This window comes from Nostoc linckia z4, assembly GCF_002608075.1.
Lineage (GTDB): Bacteria > Cyanobacteriota > Cyanobacteriia > Cyanobacteriales > Nostocaceae > Nostoc > Nostoc linckia.
Genome location: NZ_LAHA01000023.1, coordinates 1 through 21,966, shown reverse-complemented (window position 1 = coordinate 21,966; position 21,966 = coordinate 1). Strand labels below are relative to the sequence as shown.

Here is a 21,966-nt window from a genome sequence, read left to right as displayed (position 1 = left end):
AATTAATGTAATTTTTGTTAGCAAAAATTACTGATAACAGCTACTACCACTGCACCGAATTCCAAATTCAAAATTGATGCTGAATACTTGAGGCACTGTATTGGAGAGTAAACACAGTTTTTTTGCGTTCCACAAAAGAACTACTGACATCGGTATTTTGGCTCAAAATAAATGGCATCTGAAATATTTAGAAAATAACCTACCCTACTTTCAGCAAACTAGAGAATTTTTGTAAATTTGCAAAATCTGATGTTTTCTGGCGTGCAGAGTGTTATCAATACCAAATACTACAAAGTAGTTTATAGAAATCAATTAAACCTATGACAATTTAATGGCAAAAACTGTGCGTAATTTTAATTTTTCCATAAAAATAATTTTTTTGTGGCAAACAACAGTAGCCAACTAAATAAAAAAGTTTAAATTTATTTGGCAACAAGTTAAAAATAAACACGACTAAATAGTGAATGTGAGGAGAACTTAAATCATGAATCAAATGGCTATTAGAGTTCCTTTTGTAGACTTGAAGTTCCAACACGAACCAATTCAAGTACAACTGCAAAATGCCATTCAATCTGTTTTGGAACGAGGGGATTTTGTTTTAGGTCAAGCACTTTCAGAATTTGAAGTGGCATTTGCAGCAGTGTCTGGGGCAGAATATGGAGTTGGTGTGGCATCAGGAACGGATGCCATCGCTTTAGGATTGCAAGCCTGTAATATTGGTGCTGGTGATGAAGTGATATTACCAGCAAACACTTTTATCGCCACCTTAATTGGAGTTTTACGTACTGGTGCTAAACCCATTTTAGTTGATTGCGATCGCCAAACAGCTTTAATTGACTTAGAGGCAGCAGCAAAAGCAATTACGCCTCATACTAAAGCGATTATTCCTGTGCATCTCTATGGCCAAATGGTATCACCACAGAAGTTATTTGATTTTGCTGATAGCTACAAATTACTAATTTTTGAAGATGCAGCACAAGCACATTTAGCCCAAAGAGACGGATATTACGCTGGTTCAGTAGGAATTGCAGCAGCTTTTAGTTTCTATCCCAGCAAAAATTTGGGAGCATTTGGGGATGGGGGAATGCTACTCACAAAAAATCCTGACATAGCTCAAAAAATGGTGCGATTGCGAAATTATGGCGCATCACAAAAATATTTTCACACTGAGCCAGGGACAAATAGCCGCCTAGATACCCTGCAAGCAGCGATCCTGCACCAGAAACTACCATATTTGCCAAAGTGGAATCGCGATCGCTTGACAATCGCTCAAGAATATGATTCAGAATTAGCACCTTTAGCAACTGCTGGCATTATCCCCATCGAAAACCAAAGTGGTACAGGACATGTGTATCATCTTTATGTGATAAAAGTTGATGATTCTTGTCCCATAGAACGTCAGCAACTCCAAGAACAATTAACAGCAGTGGGAATTCAAACTGGAATTCATTACCCAATTCCTTGTCATCTCCAGCCAGCATTTAGCTATTTAGGCTATCAACAAGGAGATTTTCCCCAAGCAGAAAAGTTATCAAAGCAAATATTATCATTACCTATGTATCCTGGTTTGAGCAGTAGCCAAATCAAAGAAGTTGTAGCAGCCATCGCCAATGGAGTTGCAACCAACTCTCAGGAGTCATTGGTTGTTAGTCATTAGAGTGTTGACTGTTGACTGTTGACTGTTGACTGGGGAGTTATTATTCTCCCCTACCCCATGCCCAATGMCCAATGCCCAATGCCCAATGCCCMATGCCCCACGCCCATGCCCCATGCCCCACGCCCATTAATCAATTAAAATCATGGCACTACAGCAACAGATTAAAAATACAAACGTGTCAGGTTTGTTAAATTTAGCTATTTTAGGTATTCTATTGCTGCTTTATGCCCCCATACTCCTACATTGGCTGGATGGCTGGCTGCACAAAAATATTAGTACGGAACACGAATATTTTAGTCACGGCATTATTGGTTTGCCATTTGCTGGTTATTTGAGCTGGCTGAAGCGGAAACAATGGGTACGTTTACCAGATACTATCCATCCTTTAGGTGCAGTTTTGTTGTTATTGGGGGGAGTATTTTATCTTAGCGGTGTTAGAGAGTGGGTTAATCTTTCGCTACCCTTTATTCTGAGTGGATTGTGCTTATGGTTTAAGGGAATATCTGGTTTGCGATCGCAAGCATTCCCCTTGTTATTGGTATTTTTAGCCACTCCAACATCAGTACCTTATCTCATTGCTCCCTATACTTTACCTCTTCAAAGCTTCATCGCTGGTAGCGCAGGCTTCATACTGAATCAATTTGGTATGGAAGTAACTGTCGATGAGATCAATCTCTACGTAGGAGGACGAATTGTCGAAGTTGCTCCCTATTGTGCAGGGCTGAAAATGTTATTCACCACCCTCTACGTCGGTTTAATGCTGCTTTATTGGACAGGTGCTTTATCTTCACGTAACACAAGCATATCGTTTTTATTTATTGCTGCCATCGTCAGTACTACTGCCAATATTATTCGCAACACTTTACTCACTTTCTTTCATGGAACAGGTCAAGAAGCAGCTTTTAAATGGCTCCATGATAGTTGGGGTGGTGACCTTTACTCAGCTTTGATGCTCGTGTCACTAGTGCCCTTGCTTAATTGGATTAATAACTATTTTTCTGCATCTGGGGAAGTTGGGGATGATGCATAGGGCATGGGGCATTGGGCATAGGGCATGGGGCATAGGGCATAGGGCATGGGGCATTGGGCATTGGGCATGAAGCAGAAGAGGCGGAGGTGCGGAGGGGCAGAGGGGAAAAACTCATCTCCCCTGCTCCCCCAGGGCTGTTTCATTCCATTTCAAACCGGATTTGTCAAGATGGTTAGCGAAAAAATTATAAGTAAGGGTGACGATGTGATGAACTTTTAAGCACTTAAACAACAGTAAAATAGTTCGTTTTCTCCGCACGCTGGTAACAAAATAACCAATTTTTAATTGCTAGAATCCTTGATTTTTAAAGCTCTTTGGGGAATGAAACAGCCCTGCCTGCTCCCTTGTCTCCCTTGTCTCCCTTGCCTCCCTTGTCTCCCATGCCCAATGCCCAATGCCCCAACCCCCACTTAAAGTCCTAAATATCACTGAACTCATGGTGTTATTTTGTAAAGTAAAATTTTGCGTAAGTATTGAAAATTTTACTGATGATTTCGTTCTCTAAGTTTTTTAAAGAAAATCAATTGAGTAAGGTAGCAGCACTTTTGTTATTGCTACTGTTGTTGGTGATGGGAGGAATTCCAGGATACCTGACGGGACACTGGCAATGGAAACAACTACCACCTGTGGCTAGTCTTAAGGAATTAAGACAAATCCGCAAAACTGGGTTAACTGTTCCTGGTTGGCAAACTATTGAACAAGCACAACAGCAAATTGGCGAACATAAATGGTCTGTGCAGGTTCTTCAAAAAGAAGGCTCAAAGGACACTCAAGCAATTTTACTTTTGCTACCGCAAAACGGGCCTATGGATCAACCAGAGGTGGAGTGGACAGAGGTTAATGGCTGGGGAAGGTTGCGCTGGGGAAAATGGGATGTAGCTCAATACCGTAGTGCGGAATTTACTGTCAAACCTTCTGCAAACTTGGCTGCTGATGTTGAAACGAAAGTAGAAGCTAGATTCTTTCGTGGCTCCACACAACAACAAACCTTTGCTGTCTTGCAATGGTACGCTATGCCAAAGGCTGGAAATCCATCGCCATTTAATTGGTTTGTGGCAGACCAGTTGGCACAGTGGCGTAAGCAACGCACTCCTTGGGTGGGTGTAAGTATTTTGATTCCAATGGAACCTTTAGGACAAGTAGAAAAATCTTGGTCTCTAGCCCAGTCTCTTGGGGAAACTGTACAAAGTGCATTGATGACTGCCGCTTTTTAGCTATGTTACAGCGATATTGAGGGAGAAATTGAGAAAAATATTTGGAGCGATCGCTCTTTAGTTCAAACTGATTTCAAAAATCTGCAAAATTATGAAGTTGAAAATTCAAATTGACATGATTTTTCGCCTTTTCCCTGGTAAATACTTGTAGATAAAAGAGACACCAAGGATATTTTTAGAGTAAAATAACGAGTCGGCGCGACTAATTCTTACATGAGTTTTCCTGCACCGATGTTGATAACTCCCAGATCTTATATGCGTGCATTTAGCGCCCTGTGTTTTGTCAGCCTTCAAGTAGGATTTTTTTTAACAGCACCTATCCAGCTTGTTGTTGCTCAGCCTTTCCCATCTCAAGGGCAACCCCCCTCCCCGGTACCTGGTACTGAGGATGTTGTACCTCCAAGTCCAAACAACGAAATTTCTCCGCAACTGAGCCGCTATTTTTTGGGGCCAGGAGATAGTATTGGGGTTGTGCTTCAGCGTCCTCCTGGCCCTTATCGTTTGGGAATCGGAGATGCAATTAGCGTTTCGGTTCAGCGCTTTCCAGAGTTAAGCTTTCAAGCTGTAATCAATCCAGAAGGTAACATTGTGGTGCCGCTACTGGGAACAGTTTCCTTGCAAGGTTTAACTTTGGAAGAAGCTCAAGAAAAAATTCGCTTGGGTTTAAATCGTTATGTCGTCGATCCAGTAATAGTTTTAGCCCTAGCAAGCCAGCGTCAAGATTTAGCTTTTCAAGCTGTAATCAGTCCAGAAGGTAACGTTGTAGTGCCACAAGTGGGAACAGTGTCTTTACAAGGTTTAACTTTGGAAGAAGCTCAAGAAAAAATTCGCTTGGGTTTAAGTCGGATTTTTCCAGATCCCATCGTGGTAGTATCGTTGATCGGAACGCGACCAGTCCAAGTTACCATTAGCGGCGAAATATTTCGACCAGGAATTTATCCAATTAATTCACCAACGCCCCGTGTTGCTGATGCTTTGTTAATCTCCGGTGGTTCAACACTGAATGCAGACCTCCGACAAGTGCAAATACGCCGTAAGTTAGTTGATGGTTCAGTGGTTTCGCAAACCATTGATTTGTATGCAACGCTGCAAAATGGTGGTTCAATCCCTAATTTACGCTTACAAGACGGAGATGCAATCTTTATACCTCGTCGCGAAGTTGGTAATGAAGATGGTTATGACCGTAATTTGGTAGCACGTTCATCCTTGGCTACACCACAGATCAGAGTCCGAGTTTTAAACTATGCTGCGGGAGGTATTTCTACTCAAGCCCTGCCTAATGGTAGTACATTTGTAGATGCCTTGGGAGGAGTAAATCTCGATACAGCTAATCTCCGGAGTATCGCTTTAGTTCGGTTCGATCCCGAACGAGGTAGAGCCATTACTCAAAAACTAGATGCGAAAAAAGCTCTGGGAGGCGATGCATCTCAAAACGTGCCACTTCAAGATAATGATGTTATTGTTGTTGGTCGAAACCTTGTCGGTAGAATTACGAATTTACTGAGTACCATTACCCAACCTTTCTTTAATGTGCAATCTTTTCTCCGATTTTTTGATAACTTCGGTGGCGGTGGTTCTAATTAGGGAGATGGGAAGATGGGGAGGTGGGGAGATGGGGAGACGCGGGGACGCGAAGAGATGAATTAATAACCAATGCCCAATGCCCGATGCCCAATGCCCAATGCCCAATGCCCAATGCCCAATGCCCAATGCCCAATGACTAACTATATGCCCTTACTATGACCCCACCAATTGTTAAGCGCTATCTTATTGCTTTTGAAAAATACAAGTGGATTGGACTAGCTAGTTTTTGTTTAGTTATAGCGGGGTCAACGGTGGTGGCTATGCAACCAGATCCACCTCCTAGCTACATAGCATCAGCGGCGCTGACATATAGTGGGCCACCTGTTTCTTTCTCTGCAACTGGTAGTGAAATCCAACAGCAAGGAAAGGAACTAAATGAGGAAGTTTTACTATCAAATCAGATAATTGCAGCAGTGGCAGAGAAAGTAAATCTCAGGCCGAAACAACTCGGTGCAAGTATTGTCCTTTCTCTACCGAAGAAAAATCCCAGGACTGGAGATTTTGAAACTACTACTTTTGAACTGAAGTATGTAGATACTGACCCGAAACGAGCTATAGAAGTTTTGGCTGAATTGATGCAATCAATGGTCAAGTTGAGCAGTGATATCAATACGGGACGATTGCAAGCAATTATTCAAAAAATAAACGAGCGCTTACCACAAGCTAAACGGGAATTGCAAATTGCTGAAAAGAGGTTGGAACAGTACGATCGCATTGAGCGTACAGCAATATTAGCAGCAGAAAATGGTAGTTTGCTCAGCGCCATTACTGCCAGCCAAAATCTCCAACGGCAAATTCAATTAACTATTTCTGGGGTTGATGGTCAAATTCGCAGTTTACAAAATAAGTTGGGCTTAACAGTTGGAGAGGCTTATATTTCTTCGGCTTTAAGTGCCGATCCCATTATTGCTAATTTGCGATCGCAAATTTATCAAACTGAATCGCAAATCGCTTTACTCAGAAAAGATTTACGACTCGAACACCCAACCATGATTCAGTTGCTACGCCAAAAACAAGCTGCTGAAGAATTACTCCAACAACGTGCAGCTGAAGTTTTAGGCGGTAATGGAATGGCAGCTCCACTGCGGGGTGACATCGCTGGTATTCGCACTTCATCAAGTTTAGACCCAGCACGCCAACAACTGGCAAACCAAATGGTGTCTTTACAAACCCAACGGGAGACACTCCAACAACAACTCGCTCAAGAAATCCGACAAGAAGCACGGCTACGTCAAGAGTATTCTTTAATACCCAATAAACAATTAGAGCGATCGCGTTTAGAACAGGAGGTTGGACTCAAAAAAGCCATCTACGAACAAATGCAGGCCAAGCTAACGGATGCTAAAACCGCAGAAGCCGAAACAACCAGCAGCCTCAGCGTTGCCAGACGCCCCACAGTTACTCCTGATATTAAACCTCCCAAGAGTATACCTATTACCTTGGCTGTGGGTGGCATCTTGGGTGTGGTAGTTGGTGGTGGGGTGATATTTTTATTAGGATCGCTGGAAGGAACTTTCAAAACCAGAGAAGATATCCGCGAAAGCCTCAAACAACGAGAAGTGGTGCTGTTGGGAGAGTTGCCTTTAATGTTAGTTGATGATTTAGACCGAGAATCAGTGCCAGTGGTACTTTCTCCAGAATCTCCCTACTTAGAATTTTATGAAAAGTTCCGTAGTAATCTGCGGCGGATTGGTGGTAAAAACTTAAAGGTAGTTTTAATTACTAGTACCAGCAGCCTAGAAGGTAAAACCGCAAGCGCTTATAACTTGGGTATTGCTTCTGCTCGTGCAGGGAAAAGAACCTTGATTATTGAAACAGATTTGCGATCGCCTTCTCGTTGCAACTCCCTGAAAGTAATTCCCGATCCCGACGCCACCATTGAACCCCTGCGTTATTACGCTGACTTGAGTGAATGTATTCGTTTAGTTCCTGATGTCGAAAATTTATACATTCTTCCCAGTCCTGGCCCCGTGCGGCAATCTGCTGCTATCTTGGAATCTAGTGAAATACGGCGGCTGATGGATGATGTCCGCGAACGTTTTGATTTAGTAATTTTAGATACTAGTCCCTTAAGTTTATCTAATGACCCATTGTTAATCCAACCCTACAGCGATGGCATCGTACTAGTGGCGCGACCCCATTATACAGAAGAGAACATGTTAGGGGAGGCGATCGATCAATTGGTTGAATCAGAACTGGGGTTATTAGGAGCAATCATTAACGGCGCTGATATCGTTGTTACTCTACCTCCACCACCGTTTCCAGCTGAAGTAGAACCAGAAAATGTTCAAGAGTCAGAAGAAGTTTCAGCAGGTGCGAGTTGAATCGCGGCTGGGGGTAGGGACAAGGGAGACAAGGGAGACAAGGGAGACAAGGAGACAAATTGCAACAATTCTTTTCCCATGCCCAATGCCCAATGCCCCATGCCCCATGCCCAATCCCCATTAATCCCTTCTAAACAACCCAAATAGAGGAGCCAGAATTATGCCAAAAACAAAACCACCGATGTGTGCCCAGTAGGCAACTCCACCACTTTCTACGCTCATGTTGGCGGCTGTTTGTAGGCTTACAAGACCGGATATGACATTTTGTACAAAGAAAAGTCCAATTATTACTAATGCTGGTACTCGGATAGTGGTGATGAAAATCCCCAAAAAGACTAAAGTCATCACTCTAGCTTGGGGAAAACGAATAATGTACGCACCTAATACTCCGGAAATTGAACCACTTGCACCTAATGAAGGAATCTCAGAATTAATGCTAATAAACCATTGGCACAATGCAGCTAAAGCACCACACGCCAAATAAAAAATTAAATATCTAAAATGGCCTAAACGCTCTTCAATATTGTTGCCAAAAATCCAGAGAAACAGCATATTTGAGATTAAATGCCACCATCCGCCGTGTAAGAATTGTGACGTAAATAAAGTTATCCATTCCTCAGAGAAATTGGTGGTTAACTGTTGAGGGATTACTGCATACTGACTTAAAAATAAATTCAATCGTGCATTTGACAGGCTCACCTCGTGAAGAAAAACTAAAATATTCATGCCAATTAACCCGTAGGTGAAATACGGGGTAATACGCGTGGGATTTTCATCGTAAAGAGGAAACACTGGTGTTTTTCCTAAATTATTAACTAACTGCAATATAGCTTGTATTACTGGCAGTTGTTGAGTTTAGGTATTTTAACTCAGAGTTAGAGGCATTTTTAATTCACATCAGACGTAGACTTCTAAGAGAAGTCGGGAAAAGGGGAAGGGGGAAAGGGGAAAGGGGAAAGGGGGAAAGGGGAAAGGGKAAARGGGGAAAGGGTAAAGGGGAAAGGGTAATGTATCCCTTTGACCACAAGAGTGCAAAAAGCACTCTTGTGCAAGAGGTCTGATGTATTTGAAACCTTTCCCCTTTTCCCTTTAACCTTTTCCCTTTCCCCCCTCTTGCAAAAGTAACTTTTGCAAGAGGTCTTATGACCAAGATTCTTCTGGGGATTTATCGCTGAATAAACCCAAGAGTGGCCCAAGAATTGCGCCGAAGATAAACCCGCCTGCATGGGCCCAGTAGGCAATACCGCCGCTTTCCATACCGATGTTGGTGGGTGTTTCAAGGCTAACAAGTCCGTAGAAGGCTTGTTCGAGAAACCAAAATCCCAGAAAGAAGTATGCAGGGACGCGGAAAGTCGGGAAGAAAAATCCTAAGGGTACAACACCAATAACTTCGGCTTTGGGAAAGCGAAGAATGTACGCTCCCATAACACCTGCGATCGCACCACTCGCACCCAATGAAGGAATGCTAGAATCTTGACCGAAGTACCACTGCGTTAATGATGCTAAAACGCCACAAGCTAAATAGAACAATAAAAATTTAGCATGACCCAATTTATCTTCAATGTTATTACCAAAAATCCAGAGAAACAACATATTGCCGGCTAGGTGCAACAAACCGCCGTGCAAAAATTGTGAGGTAATCAAAGTGGCCCACTCTGGAACCGGTTGATGTAGAGAAATACCAGCAAAGCTTAAGGTAAGTTCGCTAGGAACCACAGCTGCAAGGTGTAAAAATCCATTTAATGCTCGTGGGGGAAGACTTGATTCATAAATAAATGCAAGGACGTTGGCAGCAACCAGTCCATAAGTCACATAAGGGGTAATTTTTGTAGGATTATTATCTCTAATTGGAACCACGGGCGTTTTTCCTGACTTGAAGACACAAACTCTACATTACTGAATTGTGCAAGTAGTTTCTTCTACCTCGTGGATAGATCCCAGTTTGAGATTTAAAATCCGAAAGCTAAAAATCCACCATCAACGGTGATGCATTGTCCAGTGATGAAAGATGCCACAGGCATACAAAGAAATGCCACTATACCTGCGACTTCTTCTGGTTGACCAACTCTTCCCATAGGTGTTTGGGACAGAACTAATTTGAGAAAATCTTGGTTATCGAGTACAGACTCCGTTAGAGGGGTGCGAATAGCCCAAGGTGCTACGGTGTTTACTCTAATATTATCTGAAGCCCATTCAACTGATAGCGATCGCGTCAGTTGATTTATAGCCGCTTTAGTCATACCATAGGGTGCGCCTGTACGATTAGAGACTAAACCGGCCACAGAACTGATATTAACAATGCTGCCGTTTTTGCTATTTTGCAGCAAAGGGTAAAACAGACGGCACATTTCAAAAATTGATGTCTGGTTTGTCTGGATGATAAATTGATACTCAGTTAGCGTATAGTCTACGAGTTTTTTACTAATATTAGTTCCAACATTGTTGACCAGAATATCTAATTTATCCCAGGATTTGCTAACCTGCTCAAAGATGAGTTGACGACCATCACAGGTTGCAACATCCGCTGTCATCCCAGATGCAAGTAATCCAGCCTCTTGCCAAATACTTACTTGTCGCTCTACATCTTCAGAATTCCGTGCCACAATTTTTACTTCTGCGCCTAAAGATAAAAACTCATTGGCAACAGCTAGTCCAATGCCTTTGGTTGCACCTGTAATCAGCGCTTTCTTTCCTGTCAGTGTCCAGCGTTCGCTCATTTAAATTAGAGGGATTTTTTATTTTCAAGCTCTCAATGACCATTCGAGTTTATCTTGCAGGTGTCCAATGCGATCGCCTTTTGTCGTAATCTAGACGATCGCAATTCGATAGCTAACCCAACCCACTGACGAACTCATGTTTTTTGCAAATTCTCTGGAAAATCAACTCCAACGCTGGAACGAAACCATTCGCAATCAACCGCAAAATCCCAATGCTTACATTCGGCGAGGTATGGTGAAGTTTCAACTAGCCAAAATTGATGAATCTATTGAAGATTTTGATAAGGCAGAGCAATTGGATGCCCGTATCAAACCTTACCTATGGCAGCGTGGATTATCGTACTATTATGCAGAAAGATTTGCCGAGGGCGCTCAACAGTTTGAAATAGATTTGACTGTGAATGCTCAAGATGTGGAAGAAACAGTATGGCGATATCTCTGCATTGCTCGTTTGTCAGGTGTTGAAGAGGCACGTAATTCTTTACTAACTGTGAAAAATGACCCCCGGTCTGTTATGCGGCGCGTATATGATTTGTATGCAGGAGATTGTACGCCAGATGATGTTTTAAATGTTGGGCGATCGCAAGGGATAAATGGAAATTTTTACGGTCATCTTTATTTGGGATTATATTACGAAGCTGAGAATAATCTTGATTTAGCTCAGGAATATATAGTTAAAGCTGCTGATAATTATAAGATTGATGATTATATGTGGTATTTGGCACAGGTACATAAAAAGCTGCGAGGATGGATATAGTTTAGTAATTAAAAGCACCAAGGGCTTTCGTCTGTAAGCTGGGCTGAATTGTTAGGTTAGAAATATGCTATTTAAGCATTTGTTGGTACAAGCGATCGCTGCTGAGAAAGAAGGTAAACTAAGGCAATGGGCGCTGACGTAACTGTGTACGCTCCAGAACGGTAAAACTTGCTTCTAATGATATGCCTTCCATACTCAGCAGGCGTAGCAAGTCTTCAGCAGGTTCCTCTGGTGAAGCAGGAAAATAACGGAAATAAACCACACCAACTGGCGATGGCATTCGCAGGCGGTAAATTAATTCACCATAATCTCGGTCAAATGTTAAAATAATTCGCCCCTCACGAACTACGCGTGTCAAAACCTCAGAATCTTCTGCACCTGGCGCGTCTTCACTTCCATAGGCTACATCGTAACCACTAGAGCGCAAATATCTAACGCTCATCACAGGAAAGTTTTCATTTGCTAGAAACCGCATCATCCCGCCTCGGACAACAGCGGTAGGGTGTATAAAGATTCTTCACGCATACACTCTGCTGTAAAAGTAAATACTGCCCTTAGTGCTTCTGAACTTAGGGTAGGATAGTTTTCTAGCACTTGTTGTTGTGTCCATCCCGCAGCAAACAAACCCAACAAGAACTCTACAGATAAACGAGTTCCTTTCACAGTCGGCTTACCCAACAAAATTTTTGGGTCTGAATGAATGTACTGTCGCCAGTCCATAGTTTTTACTCCGACAAAGCTACAGCTATTGTTGCACAAGATGATTTTTGTTTGGTTGTTGAGTGGGGTGTGGGTTTGCAGATGCTTAATGCGATCGCTCACCTATTCAATTTTCGCTGGCTTCACTTTCAAACTGCACTTGACGATACAAATCAGCGATCGCAATTTCCACATCCACCGATTCCAGTCGCAATATTTCGTCCAAATTATACTCAGACAGCACCCATTTTCCCTGTTCGTTGCGCCGAAACACTTCCACACTTGGTTGCTCTACTTGTACTAAAACATATTCTTGCAAGGTTGGAAATTGGCGATATTTGGCAAACTTTTTTCCCCTATCGGCTGCTTCTGTTGAAGGTGATACCACTTCAATAATTAAACAGGGAAATTGTATTAATTGTGGATCGGTATCGCGCTCATCGCAAGTCACTACAACATCAGGATAAAAATACTTTTGCCCCGGTTCTACCTGTACCTTCACATCTACAATGTATACTTCACAGGAGCGATCCGTTAGGGCATTATCTAAGAGCTTCGAGAAATTGAAAGAAACCCGATTATGGTTGCGCGTACCACCACTCATTGCTACAACTTCGCCATCCCAATATTCGTAGCGTTGCTCTTGGGTGGGTTCCCAAACTAGATATTCTTCAGCACTCATTAAAATGCGATCGGGTAAAGCAACCATTGGGGCGGTCGGGGAATGATTTACTTTATTTAGGATAGCGAAAACAGGGCATTCTCCTGTTTCCTATCCTTATTCAAGCAGTTGCCTTACTTGAGCTAATGCTTCATCCCCCGGAATTCCTTGTACTGAGCTGCTTCGGATCTCGTCACGCCGTCTCTTTGCTTCATTTGTCCAAGCTGTCTGAATTTTTGGATCGATATCGAATTCTAAACTTTCTACTAGCTTTTCTGCCAAAAGCGCTCTTGATGCACTAGGCAGAGATAAAAGCTCTTGTGTCAGTTGTTCAATTGACCGCATAGCTCCTCTCCAACTGCTGAATGTAGATTGTAGTCTAACAAATATAGCTATTTCAAGCCGCCAAACTTATACGTGGGAATGATTACAAACTAACTCAAGACCAACGTCCGAGCATTTTATCTCGCAAATGTTTAATACGATCGCTCCTTACATTTTCCCCAATAATTCCCGAATTACGATCGCACAATCTCCAAAAGCTAAAGGTGAAATCGTCACATCCTCTGCAAATATACTCTCACTGCGATAGCCATCTTGACTCGGAAGACGATACATATACAACTTCCGTCCATTGACATCTAAAATCCAGTACTCAATAATACCTGATTTAGAATATGCCATCGCTTTGACTTCGCGATCGTACTTCAAACTGGAATCAGCTATTTCAATAACTAAAAACACTTCCGAAGCATTGGGATGATGGTCTTCATAATCCAATGGATTCGGCTTTACCACTGAAATATCTGGTTCTGGTTCCGAGTAATCATCAAGTCGCACTGGTGACTGAATTCTTAACAAAACTTTGTCACCCAAACGTTGACGTAATAGCCTTTCTGTGCGGGTAATTGCGGATTCGTGAGCAGTTCCTTTTGCTGACATTTTAATGATTTGTCCCGCTATTAATTCTAAGCGTTCCTCAGGATGAAAAATTCCCGTTTCCGCCATTTTGTGATATTCTTGGACACTAATTAGGCGAATATTGGTCAGCATAAGAATCACGTTAACGTCCTAGCATTTTATCCCGCAAATGTTTAATGCGATCGCGCAGTTTTGCGGCTTCTTCAAATTCCAATTTTTTCGCCGCTTCTTTCATCTGTGTTTCTAACAAAGTAATCAATTCTGGAATTTGTTCTAAAGGTAGTTCATCGAGATGTTCTTCTACAACTTTTAAGTCAGTTGCATTCAAGCGTCGGGATACATCTAAAAACGACAAAATCGCATTACTCGATTTTTTCGTAATTGGTTTTGGTGTAATTCCATGCAGTTTGTTATACGCCATTTGAATTCCCCGCCGTCTGTCTGTTTCATCAATGGCTTTAATCATACTGTCGGTTAAATTATCAGCATATAAAATTGCTTGTCCCTGGACGTGACGCGCAGCTCTACCAATGGTTTGAATTAAAGAACGTTCGGCTCGCAAAAAACCTTCTTTGTCTGCGTCCATAATTACTACTAAGGAAACTTCGGGTAAATCCAAACCTTCCCGCAGTAAGTTTACTCCCACCAAAACATCGAAGTTACCTTCGCGTAAGTTCTGTAAAATTTCAATTCGCTCAATGGAATTAATTTCAGAATGTAAATACCGCACTCGAATACTGTGGTCTTGGAGATATTCGGTTAAATCTTCCGCCATACGCTTGGTTAATGTGGTAATTAGCACGCGTTCGTGGCGGTCAATTCTATCTTTAATTTCTCCTAATAAATCATCAATTTGTCCTTCTGTGGGACGCACAGAAATTTCTGGATCAATTACCCCAGTTGGTCGAATTACTTGTTCTATTATCTGATTTTCAGAAATTTCTAATTCCCAATTTCCTGGAGTTGCGGAAACAAAAATACACTGATTTACTTTTTGCCAAAATTCTTCTGCTTTTAAAGGACGATTATCAGCAGCACTAGGAAGTCGAAATCCATGCTCGATTAAAACTTTTTTTCTTGCTTGGTCGCCGTTATACATCCCCCGAATTTGAGGGACAGTAACGTGAGATTCATCAATAACTAACAACCAATCTTTGGGAAAATAATCAATTAAACATTCTGGTGGTTCTCCAGGTTTTCTGCCGGCTAAGTGACGCGAGTAGTTTTCCACGCCATTACAATAACCAACTTGCTGCAACATTTCTAAGTCGTAGCGCGTTCGTTGGTCTATGCGTTGTGCTTCTAATAATTTTCCGGCTGCTTCTAAGTAAGCTTTTTGCTCTTTTAATTCGGCGGCAATGTCTTGACAAGCTATTTCTAAGCGTTCTTCTGGGGTGACAAAGTGACGCGCAGGATAAACATTTACGGCTTCTAAACTTTTGAGAATTTCACCTGTTACAGGGTCAATATAACGAATTGCATCTATTTCATCACCAAAAAATTCGACGCGAATAATTCGGTCTTCATAAGCCGGGCCAATTTCTAAAACATCACCCCGGACGCGAAATTTTCCCCGTCCCATTTCTAAGTCGTTGCGGCTATATTGCACATTTGTCAAATCCCGCAAAACTTGACGTTGATTTACTTCCATGCCTATCTGGAGAGGAATGGCAGCTTTGAGATATTCTGCTGGCATTCCTAAGCCGTAAATGCAACTAATGGAAGCAACCACAATAACATCACGGCGTTCAAAAAGCGATCGCGTCGCTGAATGCCGCAACATATCTATTTCATCATTAATTGCTGCTGTTTTTTCAATATAAGTATCGGTGACGGGAATATATGCTTCTGGCTGATAATAATCGTAATAACTGACGAAATACTCCACTGCATTGTGGGGAAAGAATTCTCGGAGTTCGTTACAAAGTTGTGCGGCTAGGGTTTTGTTATGCGCCAAGACTAAAGTAGGTTTGCCAATTTTCTCAATTACTGCTGCTACTGAAAATGTCTTGCCTGTTCCTGTGGCACCCAGTAAAGTTTGGTAATGATTGCCAGCTTTGATACTAGCAGTTAATTGGGCGATCGCTTGCGGTTGATCGCCTGTGGGACTAAAAGGAGCTTGAAGACAAAATTCTGTCATACAGTTTTGCTGAAAATACCCTGCCTGATTGTGACGATTTCACGCCCTATATATTGTAGCTCGCTAATTAAAGCACGAAATATTCATAATCCTTTACAAAATTTTACTCTTACAATTTACTTATGTATAAGTTTTAAAGATTCTTATATCTATATGAGGATTTTTAAGGTTAAACTTTGATACATAGGAAAAATTCATCTTTCCTTAATTATTGTAAAATTCAATTAATAAACCAGAGGTATTCAGTTATGGCTGTTAGCAGTGGTGCTAAAGCAATCAATCCTCGGCAGAAGTACGCAAAACTGAAAGGGGAAACTACAGTGGAAGTTGAAAATCACCAAGGCGAGAGTGTGAATAAAGATCAAGTCGAGCAAACTAGCGAACAGTCAGCACCAGAAACTCGTGGAACACTGACCATTGCTGGAGTTCGTCCCATAGGCAGTAGCGACTTGCAAGTTGCGGAAAAACTTTCAATTTCTGGAGTGCGTCCCGTTAGTACCAGTAACTTGGAAGTTGTGGAAACCTACAACGCAATGGGTATTCGTCCAATTGGTGCTAATACATTCAAAGTCGTTGAAAGTATTAATCTCTCTGGTATTCGTCCAGTTAGCTCAAGTTCGTTAGTAGTAGCCGAAAGCTATTCAGTATTTGGTAACCGTCCAGTGGCATCAAACGATATAGACGACTCTGCAAACCTTATGGGTTTTCTGGATTAAACCAAAAGAATATCCCCATCAATTGATTCACCCAGTTTCTTTACGGAACTGGGTTTTTTATTTGTATTTGTCTACGTCTTTTAGCATAGGTAACTAAGCTTAATTGATTTGAAATCACATTTCAATAATAGCTAGGATGTTTACTGCAATTACTTTTAAGAATTTTGAATTTTGAATTTTGAATTTTGAATTCTTTAATATACCTTGTGGTGGAAGGCTTTGCTAAAAACCTTAAGTTAGGGTGTAAGGGTAATAACAAAGAATTTCAAAGTTAATTTATAGCTTTGAAACAAACTTTTGATAAAATAAACAGGAGTATCCAATGAGCTTAGAAGAACGCGCTAAAGCTGCCGCTAAGAATATTGAAGGTAAAGCTCAAGAAGTAGCAGGAAATGTTACTGGCGACCCAGAAGATAAAGCCGAAGGTAAAGCAAAGCAAGCTGAAAGTGAAGTGCGTCACGGCATCGAAGACGTGAAAGACAATATCAAGAAAAAGATTGATTAGAGTGCATATTTGTTAGCAAAAGCTTTCAAAAAAAATTCAGGTGCATCGAAGTTTTGTAGAACAGGTATGAAATGTCTAGGAGCTAACTTAAACTCATTTTAAACTCCGTCTATCAAGGAGTAAAATAGTATTAATTTGGCTTGTAGAACTTATGTAGAGACGAAACTAATCACGTCTCTACACTCTTTACACTTTAGTTTAAATTTATTATAGGAATCATGCTTAATGGGGTGAAAAAATCACTCTGAGATAGAAAAACTTGATTCCCTACTCCCCATTCACTAACTACCTAAATAATTTCATCAATCAAATTACATTGCTATAACTATTTAACTTGTTACTCAAGGCGTTTGATTAGGAGCGAAAATAATGAGTCTACTGCAACAAAGTCGCAAAATATTAGCGACTTTAGTTTTAATAGCAGTTCTGATGATAACTACTGCTTGTGCTGGTGGTACAGTGTCAGAAGTTGACCGCACAGCAAACCCGCCAGCAGTTAGTAGAGATGTAGCTTATGCAGAGTTAGAACGTGGTAATAGCCCAAAAGGACAAACTTTTGGTAATTGGGTTGTGCAAACATCAAGAGGATTAATCCAAGACGCTTATGTTCGTGATAACAACAAATTAGGTGTTGTGATTTCTCCTCAAGTTCGTCCTAACGAAGTCCGACCATTAGCAAAATCCTTAGTTCAAGGTTTTCGCAAGAATTTCCCCAATCAAGATTTAAAAGTTTTGGTTTATGGCCCTGACAAGCAATTGATTTTGACTACTGAATATGACGTTCAAACTAATCAAGTCAAATATACTTAATTGCTGAGTTGGTGATGAACAAAAGGGCAAGTAAGTAGAGACGCGATAAATCGCGTCTGTAGGGAAATTGAGCCATAAAAAAGGAGATGAATAAAATGACAAGTAGCGAACAATATAGACGGCAAATAATCAAAGATTTGGCTGATGGAAATGTTGAATCTCTGGATGAGCCTACAGCCAATTCAACAACTGAATATCAAAATTTTGATGATTTTGCCCAACGTACAACACCAGATCAACGTCGCCTGTTGTTTGGCCGGTCTTTACATCCAGATCGAATTCCTACTAGCCAAATGGAACCAGAATTACAACAGGCGATCGCTCAAATTAAACCCAATGAACGCGATGATGTAGCAAGGGGCTTTTTCAAACACTTAAAAGAAAGAGGATTAGATGAACGACATCTAGAACAACAGTTGGGTCTTTCTACACATAATCCCAACCGTATGAATGCTGATGATGTTAGCAAACTCGCCTCTTTTGTTTATCACAATCATCCAGACATTTTCCGCGAAGTATTGGCAGATCAACCAGCCATCATCAAATTTCTCAGTAATCCTGTAGTGGCAGGAATTATTGGAATTGCAGCTGCAAAATGGTTAAGTAGTCGCAAATAAATTCTGAGTTCTTACTTCCTTTTCGCTCAAAGAATACCTCAAATTTTTAACTAAAACTCATAGTGCCTGGTGGCAGTCTATCGCCAAAGAGGCAAAGGAAAAAGAGGTAATTATGAAGTATAGCAGGCAAGAGGCAGTAGGCAACAGGCAATAGGGAAAGAAAGTCTTTTGGTGTCTGGATTTTACTGTCAATTTATGTCTTAAACTATGCTTCGACTGCTATGAGGGAGTAATTTGTTGTGTTGCGTAACAAAGTATGGTGGGTATAACCCACCTTTTTTTTGCCTATCTGACTTGAAAATATACTATGATGCCAAGTTGGCATAGGAATTATTAGACCTATTGCAAAAGTAACTTTTGCAATAGGGGGAAAAGGGAAAAGGGTTTTTATTTGCCCTTTCCCCTTTACCCCTTAACCTTTTCCCCACTTCTCTTAGAAGTCTATTGTTTAAAATTCTGGAACTTTCTGGCAAAAGCTTTTAATCCAAAATCCAAAATCTCAAATTCAAAATTAATATGAGCTTAACTCTTTATTTTCTCCGTCACGGACAGACAGAATGTAGTCGTAATAATTCCTTTTGTGGTTCTATAGACTCAGAACTCACCCCAGAAGGGTTGGAAATGGCCAAAGCTTTTGCAGTTGCATACACTTCTACACCTTGGACAGCTATCTTTTGTAGTCCTATGAAGCGAACTGTGGATACAGCAAAACCTTCATATCAAGCCATAGGGATGGAACCACAACTTAGGGATGGTTTGAAGGAAATTAATTATGGCGAGTGGGAAGGAAAAACCCCAGAAGTAATTAGCCGTGATTATCACGATGATTATATTCGTTGGTCAGCAGATCCGGCTTGGAATGCACCAAATGGTGGAGAAATGGCAGGGACAATTGCTTATCGCGCCATGCAAGTAATTGAAGAAATCAAACAAAATTATAATAGCGGTAATGTTTTAGTAGTATCTCACAAAGCAACTATCAGAATTATTGTATGTAATTTACTAGGAATTGATGTCGGACGCTTCCGGTTTCGTTTGGGATGTCCTGTAGGTTCAGTAAGTGTTGTAGAATTTACCTCCCACGGCCCGTTGTTAAAGGTTTTGGCAGACCGTACTCATTTGGATGAACGTTTGCGAAACTTGCCAGGAACGTGAAGAGGACGCAAGCATGGGGAAAAGCATTTCCTAGTCTGCTGAGGTACAAATCTCTGCATACCTCTGACTTGTAAGTAGGGAACAGACAACAGATAATACATAATAACTACTTACATACATGGTTACGTTGCGCGTAGAAAATGGTATTGAACTCTCCAGAAAAAAATGAAGCTTGAGTGGAAATTTGTCAGCAGATTCAAGCCGCAATTCTTCGATAGAAGATAGAGAAACTTTTCTGCCTGTGCCTTCCCACTTCCAGACCTATTCCCGCATCTGAAAATTACTGTAACTAGCGGATATTAACTTCTTGTAGGTAATTTACTTCCTGAAGATATTTAATTTTGGTATTGGAGTTTTGAGAGACAAAGGAATTTGTTCTTTTTCCAGAAGTTCCCTTTTGATATTCAGCCAATAGGCGTTGCTTGCGAGTATATTCATTTAATTTAACTTGAGCTTCCGCATAAACTAAAGTATCACTGGGAATATTTTTAAGCAACTTGATAGCACTATCAAAATTACCAAGAGATGCTTGATAATAAGCTTTATTTAAAAAGTAAGCTGCTCTGATTTGCCGCTTGCGATGATATTCAGCTAACTTGTCTTGGACTATAGCGCCAGCAGAACTTTCTTTAGGAATTTGACGCAAGTATGTTAATGCTGTTGAAAAATCTTTTATGCTGGCACTTTCATAGGCTTTCGCTAATAAATCTTCGGTTTTTGCTTGAATATTAATGTATGCTTGTTGAACTAATTTATCTGTTTTAGATTGCCAATATAAAATATCTGGAACTTGACGGGCTGCATCAATGACATCTGACCATCTACTTTCATAATAAGCAGTTAAAGCTAATTGATATTGTTGTGCAGCTACTTGCCATTTTCCTTGCCATTCTTCGATTGTAGCTTGAGCCTCTGGATAAATATTGCTGTGGGAGGGAATTGATTTAGCTAGTGCGATCGCTTCTTGTAAATCCCCTGCTTGATATTCTTTTTTGGCTTGAGATAAAGTCTCTGTTTCTGGATTAGTAGGTGAAGTATTAACTAAAGAATATATACTAAATCCCATTAACAAAGAATTCGCCGCTAATCCGACTTTCATTCCTGTGAATAACGGCGATAGTTTTCCAGAATTAGAATTCTGGGAATCATCTTTTATATCTGGTGTTAATATTTGTTTTGGCTCAGGTTCCCAGATGATTTGTTTAAGAACCCGCAGAACTTCACCCACAGATTGAAAACGTTTTTGGTAATCGTAGCGGATCATTTGGCTGAGAACGGCAGCTAAATAATCATTAACTGGCGTATTTGCAGAACGCCAAATAATTTCATTTGTATAAGGATCGACTTTTAGTTGGAGTGGTTCTAGCCCTGTTAACGCTTGGATAGCAATCATTCCCAAAGCGTAAAGGTCGCTATTTGGTTGTGTTTCGCCAATAAATTGTTCTGGTGGTATGTATCCCAAGGAAGTAACGGGAATTCTATGAATAGGTAATTCTGCACCTATACCAAAATCAATCGATTGAATTGAGCCAAAATCAATTAACACTAACTTGCCATCAGCAGCACGTCTAATTAAATTTTCTGGTTTAATATCGCAATGAATAACACCTTGGGAGTGAACAAATTCTAGAATATTCAAGACATCTAATAAAAATTCTACAACTTCTTTTTCACTCCACACAGACCCCCACTCTTGATTAATTGGTAATTCCGCAGTCAGGGCGTGTCCTTCAATATATTCTTGTACCAAATAAAATCGCTTGTTTTCTTCAAAGCAGGCGATGAATTCAGGAATTTGCTGATGGCTTCCTAAAAGCTTAAGAGTTTCAGTTTCAGTTAAAAACAATAGCCTCAGTGTGTCCAAGTAATTAGATTCAAAACTGTTAGCTTTGATCTGTTTAACTACGCATTTGGCTTTATCTGGGTAATTTACATCTAGGGCAATGTATGTTTGTCCAAACACTCCTGCACCCAAGCTTTGGACAATTTGGTAGCGCCCTTGTAATAATTTACCAATTATGTGGTGAATCATAACCTGGTTACTCAGTGAGTCATTTTATTTAGTTTTTCTGACATTACCTCTTAATTTCCGGAAAACATGAGAGATTAACATCCTTCACGTTGATTGTTGAGGGTTGACGGTGTTGGGGCGGTGAGGGAGAGAACCCAACCCTTGTAAAATAAACTACAGTTCAATTTAGAACCCATTGGGCGAATAGAATGAGACTGTTGGCGAATAAGAGAGGGGTATTACCCCTCACAGAAGAAGGGAGTAATTAGTGAGCAGAATGATTGTGTGACAAACATGGCATAAATAATCAAGTATATGACTCTTCATCCGCAAGATAGGTCATCCATTCCAGAAACGACAGCGCAGGTGGCAGGAAAATCCTTTCCCAAAGGAAACGTGTATATGAAAATGCGGGATGAACTTGGAGTAATGTACAAAGACAAGACAA

The 21,966-nt window shown here is 40.9% G+C and carries 24 protein-coding genes; 13 read left to right on the top strand and 11 right to left on the bottom strand.

All coding sequences use genetic code 11. The features are described 5' to 3' along the window. The first annotated feature begins 493 nt into the window (after positions 1-493). Together VF06_RS18570 and crtB are read left to right on the top strand one after the other, a co-directional pair. Entirely contained in the window at positions 494-1,657 is a 1,164-nt protein-coding gene (locus VF06_RS18570) for a DegT/DnrJ/EryC1/StrS family aminotransferase (RefSeq protein WP_099069522.1), read from the top strand. 142 nt (positions 1,658-1,799) lie between these two features. Continuing rightward, a complete protein-coding gene (crtB, locus tag VF06_RS18565) occupies positions 1,800-2,687 on the top strand; it encodes a cyanoexosortase B (RefSeq protein WP_099073002.1) in 888 nt (295 codons plus the stop codon). Here crtB and VF06_RS40965 read toward each other — a convergent pair. After that, entirely contained in the window at positions 2,641-2,802 is a 162-nt protein-coding gene (locus VF06_RS40965) for a hypothetical protein (RefSeq protein WP_180267614.1), read from the bottom strand. The genes crtB and VF06_RS40965 overlap by 47 nt on opposite strands. A 373-nt stretch (positions 2,803-3,175) precedes the next feature. Here VF06_RS40965 and VF06_RS18560 point away from each other — a divergent pair, with 373 nt between their 5' ends. From VF06_RS18560 to VF06_RS42775, 5 genes are all read left to right on the top strand, one after another. Next, positions 3,176-3,901: a cyanoexosortase B system-associated protein gene (locus tag VF06_RS18560; RefSeq protein ID WP_099073003.1), complete on the top strand. Its 726-nt coding sequence runs from the start codon at positions 3,176-3,178 to the stop codon at positions 3,899-3,901. 231 nt (positions 3,902-4,132) lie between these two features. Then, positions 4,133-5,485, top strand: a complete 1,353-nt coding sequence (locus VF06_RS18555) for a polysaccharide biosynthesis/export family protein (protein ID WP_099073007.1) — start codon at positions 4,133-4,135, stop codon at positions 5,483-5,485. Between the two features lie 20 nt (positions 5,486-5,505). Continuing rightward, positions 5,506-5,625 (top strand): histidine kinase, encoded by a 120-nt coding sequence (locus VF06_RS39300; RefSeq protein WP_143861799.1) that lies wholly within the window; start codon positions 5,506-5,508, stop codon positions 5,623-5,625. A gap of 15 nt (positions 5,626-5,640) precedes the next feature. Continuing rightward, positions 5,641-7,809 carry a GumC family protein gene (locus VF06_RS18545; protein WP_099073005.1) on the top strand — a complete coding sequence of 723 codons (2,169 nt, stop codon included), beginning with the start codon at positions 5,641-5,643 and terminating at the stop codon, positions 7,807-7,809. Beyond that, positions 7,799-7,933, top strand: a complete 135-nt coding sequence (locus VF06_RS42775; RefSeq protein ID WP_257207695.1) for a hypothetical protein — start codon at positions 7,799-7,801, stop codon at positions 7,931-7,933. Before VF06_RS18545 ends, VF06_RS42775 begins: the two co-directional genes overlap by 11 nt. Here VF06_RS42775 and VF06_RS18540 read toward each other — a convergent pair. The 3 genes from VF06_RS18540 to VF06_RS18530 form a co-directional block, all read right to left on the bottom strand. Continuing rightward, complete coding sequence (locus VF06_RS18540) at positions 7,930-8,601, bottom strand: rhomboid family intramembrane serine protease (protein ID WP_099073006.1); 672 nt, start codon at positions 8,599-8,601, stop codon at positions 7,930-7,932. The two genes, VF06_RS42775 and VF06_RS18540, sit on opposite strands and share 4 nt — an antisense overlap. A 348-nt stretch (positions 8,602-8,949) precedes the next feature. Then, on the bottom strand, positions 8,950-9,666 hold the full coding sequence (locus VF06_RS18535; RefSeq protein WP_099071163.1) for a rhomboid family intramembrane serine protease: 717 nt from the start codon (positions 9,664-9,666) through the stop codon (positions 8,950-8,952). A gap of 92 nt (positions 9,667-9,758) precedes the next feature. Next, positions 9,759-10,526, bottom strand: coding sequence for an SDR family oxidoreductase (locus VF06_RS18530; RefSeq protein ID WP_099071164.1), 768 nt, complete (start codon positions 10,524-10,526; stop codon positions 9,759-9,761). A 136-nt stretch (positions 10,527-10,662) separates the two neighbouring features. On the opposite strand from VF06_RS18530, the gene VF06_RS18525 reads away from it, so the two are divergent. Continuing rightward, positions 10,663-11,283 (top strand): tetratricopeptide repeat protein, encoded by a 621-nt coding sequence (locus VF06_RS18525; protein WP_099071165.1) that lies wholly within the window; start codon positions 10,663-10,665, stop codon positions 11,281-11,283. Between the two features lie 118 nt (positions 11,284-11,401). On the opposite strand, the gene VF06_RS18520 is transcribed toward VF06_RS18525, so the two are convergent. From VF06_RS18520 to uvrB, 6 genes are all read right to left on the bottom strand, one after another. Continuing rightward, positions 11,402-11,761 (bottom strand): DUF5615 family PIN-like protein, encoded by a 360-nt coding sequence (locus VF06_RS18520; protein WP_244918001.1) that lies wholly within the window; start codon positions 11,759-11,761, stop codon positions 11,402-11,404. Then, positions 11,758-12,105: a DUF433 domain-containing protein gene (locus VF06_RS18515; RefSeq protein WP_244918000.1), complete on the bottom strand. Its 348-nt coding sequence runs from the start codon at positions 12,103-12,105 to the stop codon at positions 11,758-11,760. The genes VF06_RS18520 and VF06_RS18515 overlap by 4 nt, the downstream gene beginning before the upstream one ends. A 4-nt stretch (positions 12,106-12,109) precedes the next feature. Further along, positions 12,110-12,691, bottom strand: a complete 582-nt coding sequence (locus tag VF06_RS18510; RefSeq protein ID WP_099071167.1) for a Uma2 family endonuclease — start codon at positions 12,689-12,691, stop codon at positions 12,110-12,112. Positions 12,692-12,760: 69 nt separating this feature from the next. Beyond that, positions 12,761-12,988 (bottom strand): addiction module protein, encoded by a 228-nt coding sequence (locus tag VF06_RS18505; RefSeq protein WP_099071168.1) that lies wholly within the window; start codon positions 12,986-12,988, stop codon positions 12,761-12,763. A 147-nt stretch (positions 12,989-13,135) separates the two neighbouring features. Next, complete coding sequence (locus VF06_RS18500; RefSeq protein ID WP_099071169.1) at positions 13,136-13,696, bottom strand: Uma2 family endonuclease; 561 nt, start codon at positions 13,694-13,696, stop codon at positions 13,136-13,138. Between the two features lie 10 nt (positions 13,697-13,706). Continuing rightward, positions 13,707-15,704, bottom strand: a complete 1,998-nt coding sequence (gene uvrB / locus VF06_RS18495; protein ID WP_099071170.1) for an excinuclease ABC subunit UvrB — start codon at positions 15,702-15,704, stop codon at positions 13,707-13,709. A gap of 248 nt (positions 15,705-15,952) precedes the next feature. Here uvrB and VF06_RS18490 point away from each other — a divergent pair, with 248 nt between their 5' ends. The 5 genes from VF06_RS18490 (at position 15,953) to VF06_RS18470 (ending at position 19,507) form a co-directional block, all read left to right on the top strand. Continuing rightward, a complete protein-coding gene (locus tag VF06_RS18490) occupies positions 15,953-16,420 on the top strand; it encodes a hypothetical protein (RefSeq protein ID WP_099071171.1) in 468 nt (155 codons plus the stop codon). Between the two features lie 322 nt (positions 16,421-16,742). After that, entirely contained in the window at positions 16,743-16,925 is a 183-nt protein-coding gene (locus tag VF06_RS18485; protein WP_099071172.1) for a CsbD family protein, read from the top strand. A 369-nt stretch (positions 16,926-17,294) separates the two neighbouring features. Further along, the gene (locus VF06_RS18480; RefSeq protein WP_099071173.1) at positions 17,295-17,735 is read left to right on the top strand and encodes a hypothetical protein; all 441 of its coding nucleotides are present in this window, start codon (positions 17,295-17,297) and stop codon (positions 17,733-17,735) included. A 95-nt stretch (positions 17,736-17,830) separates the two neighbouring features. After that, a complete protein-coding gene (locus tag VF06_RS18475; RefSeq protein ID WP_099071174.1) occupies positions 17,831-18,352 on the top strand; it encodes a hypothetical protein in 522 nt (173 codons plus the stop codon). A gap of 516 nt (positions 18,353-18,868) precedes the next feature. Further along, a complete protein-coding gene (locus VF06_RS18470) occupies positions 18,869-19,507 on the top strand; it encodes a histidine phosphatase family protein (protein ID WP_099071175.1) in 639 nt (212 codons plus the stop codon). Positions 19,508-19,796: 289 nt separating this feature from the next. On the opposite strand, the gene VF06_RS18465 is transcribed toward VF06_RS18470, so the two are convergent. Next, a complete protein-coding gene (locus VF06_RS18465) occupies positions 19,797-21,539 on the bottom strand; it encodes a serine/threonine-protein kinase (protein ID WP_099071176.1) in 1,743 nt (580 codons plus the stop codon). Positions 21,540-21,966 lie beyond the last annotated feature (427 nt).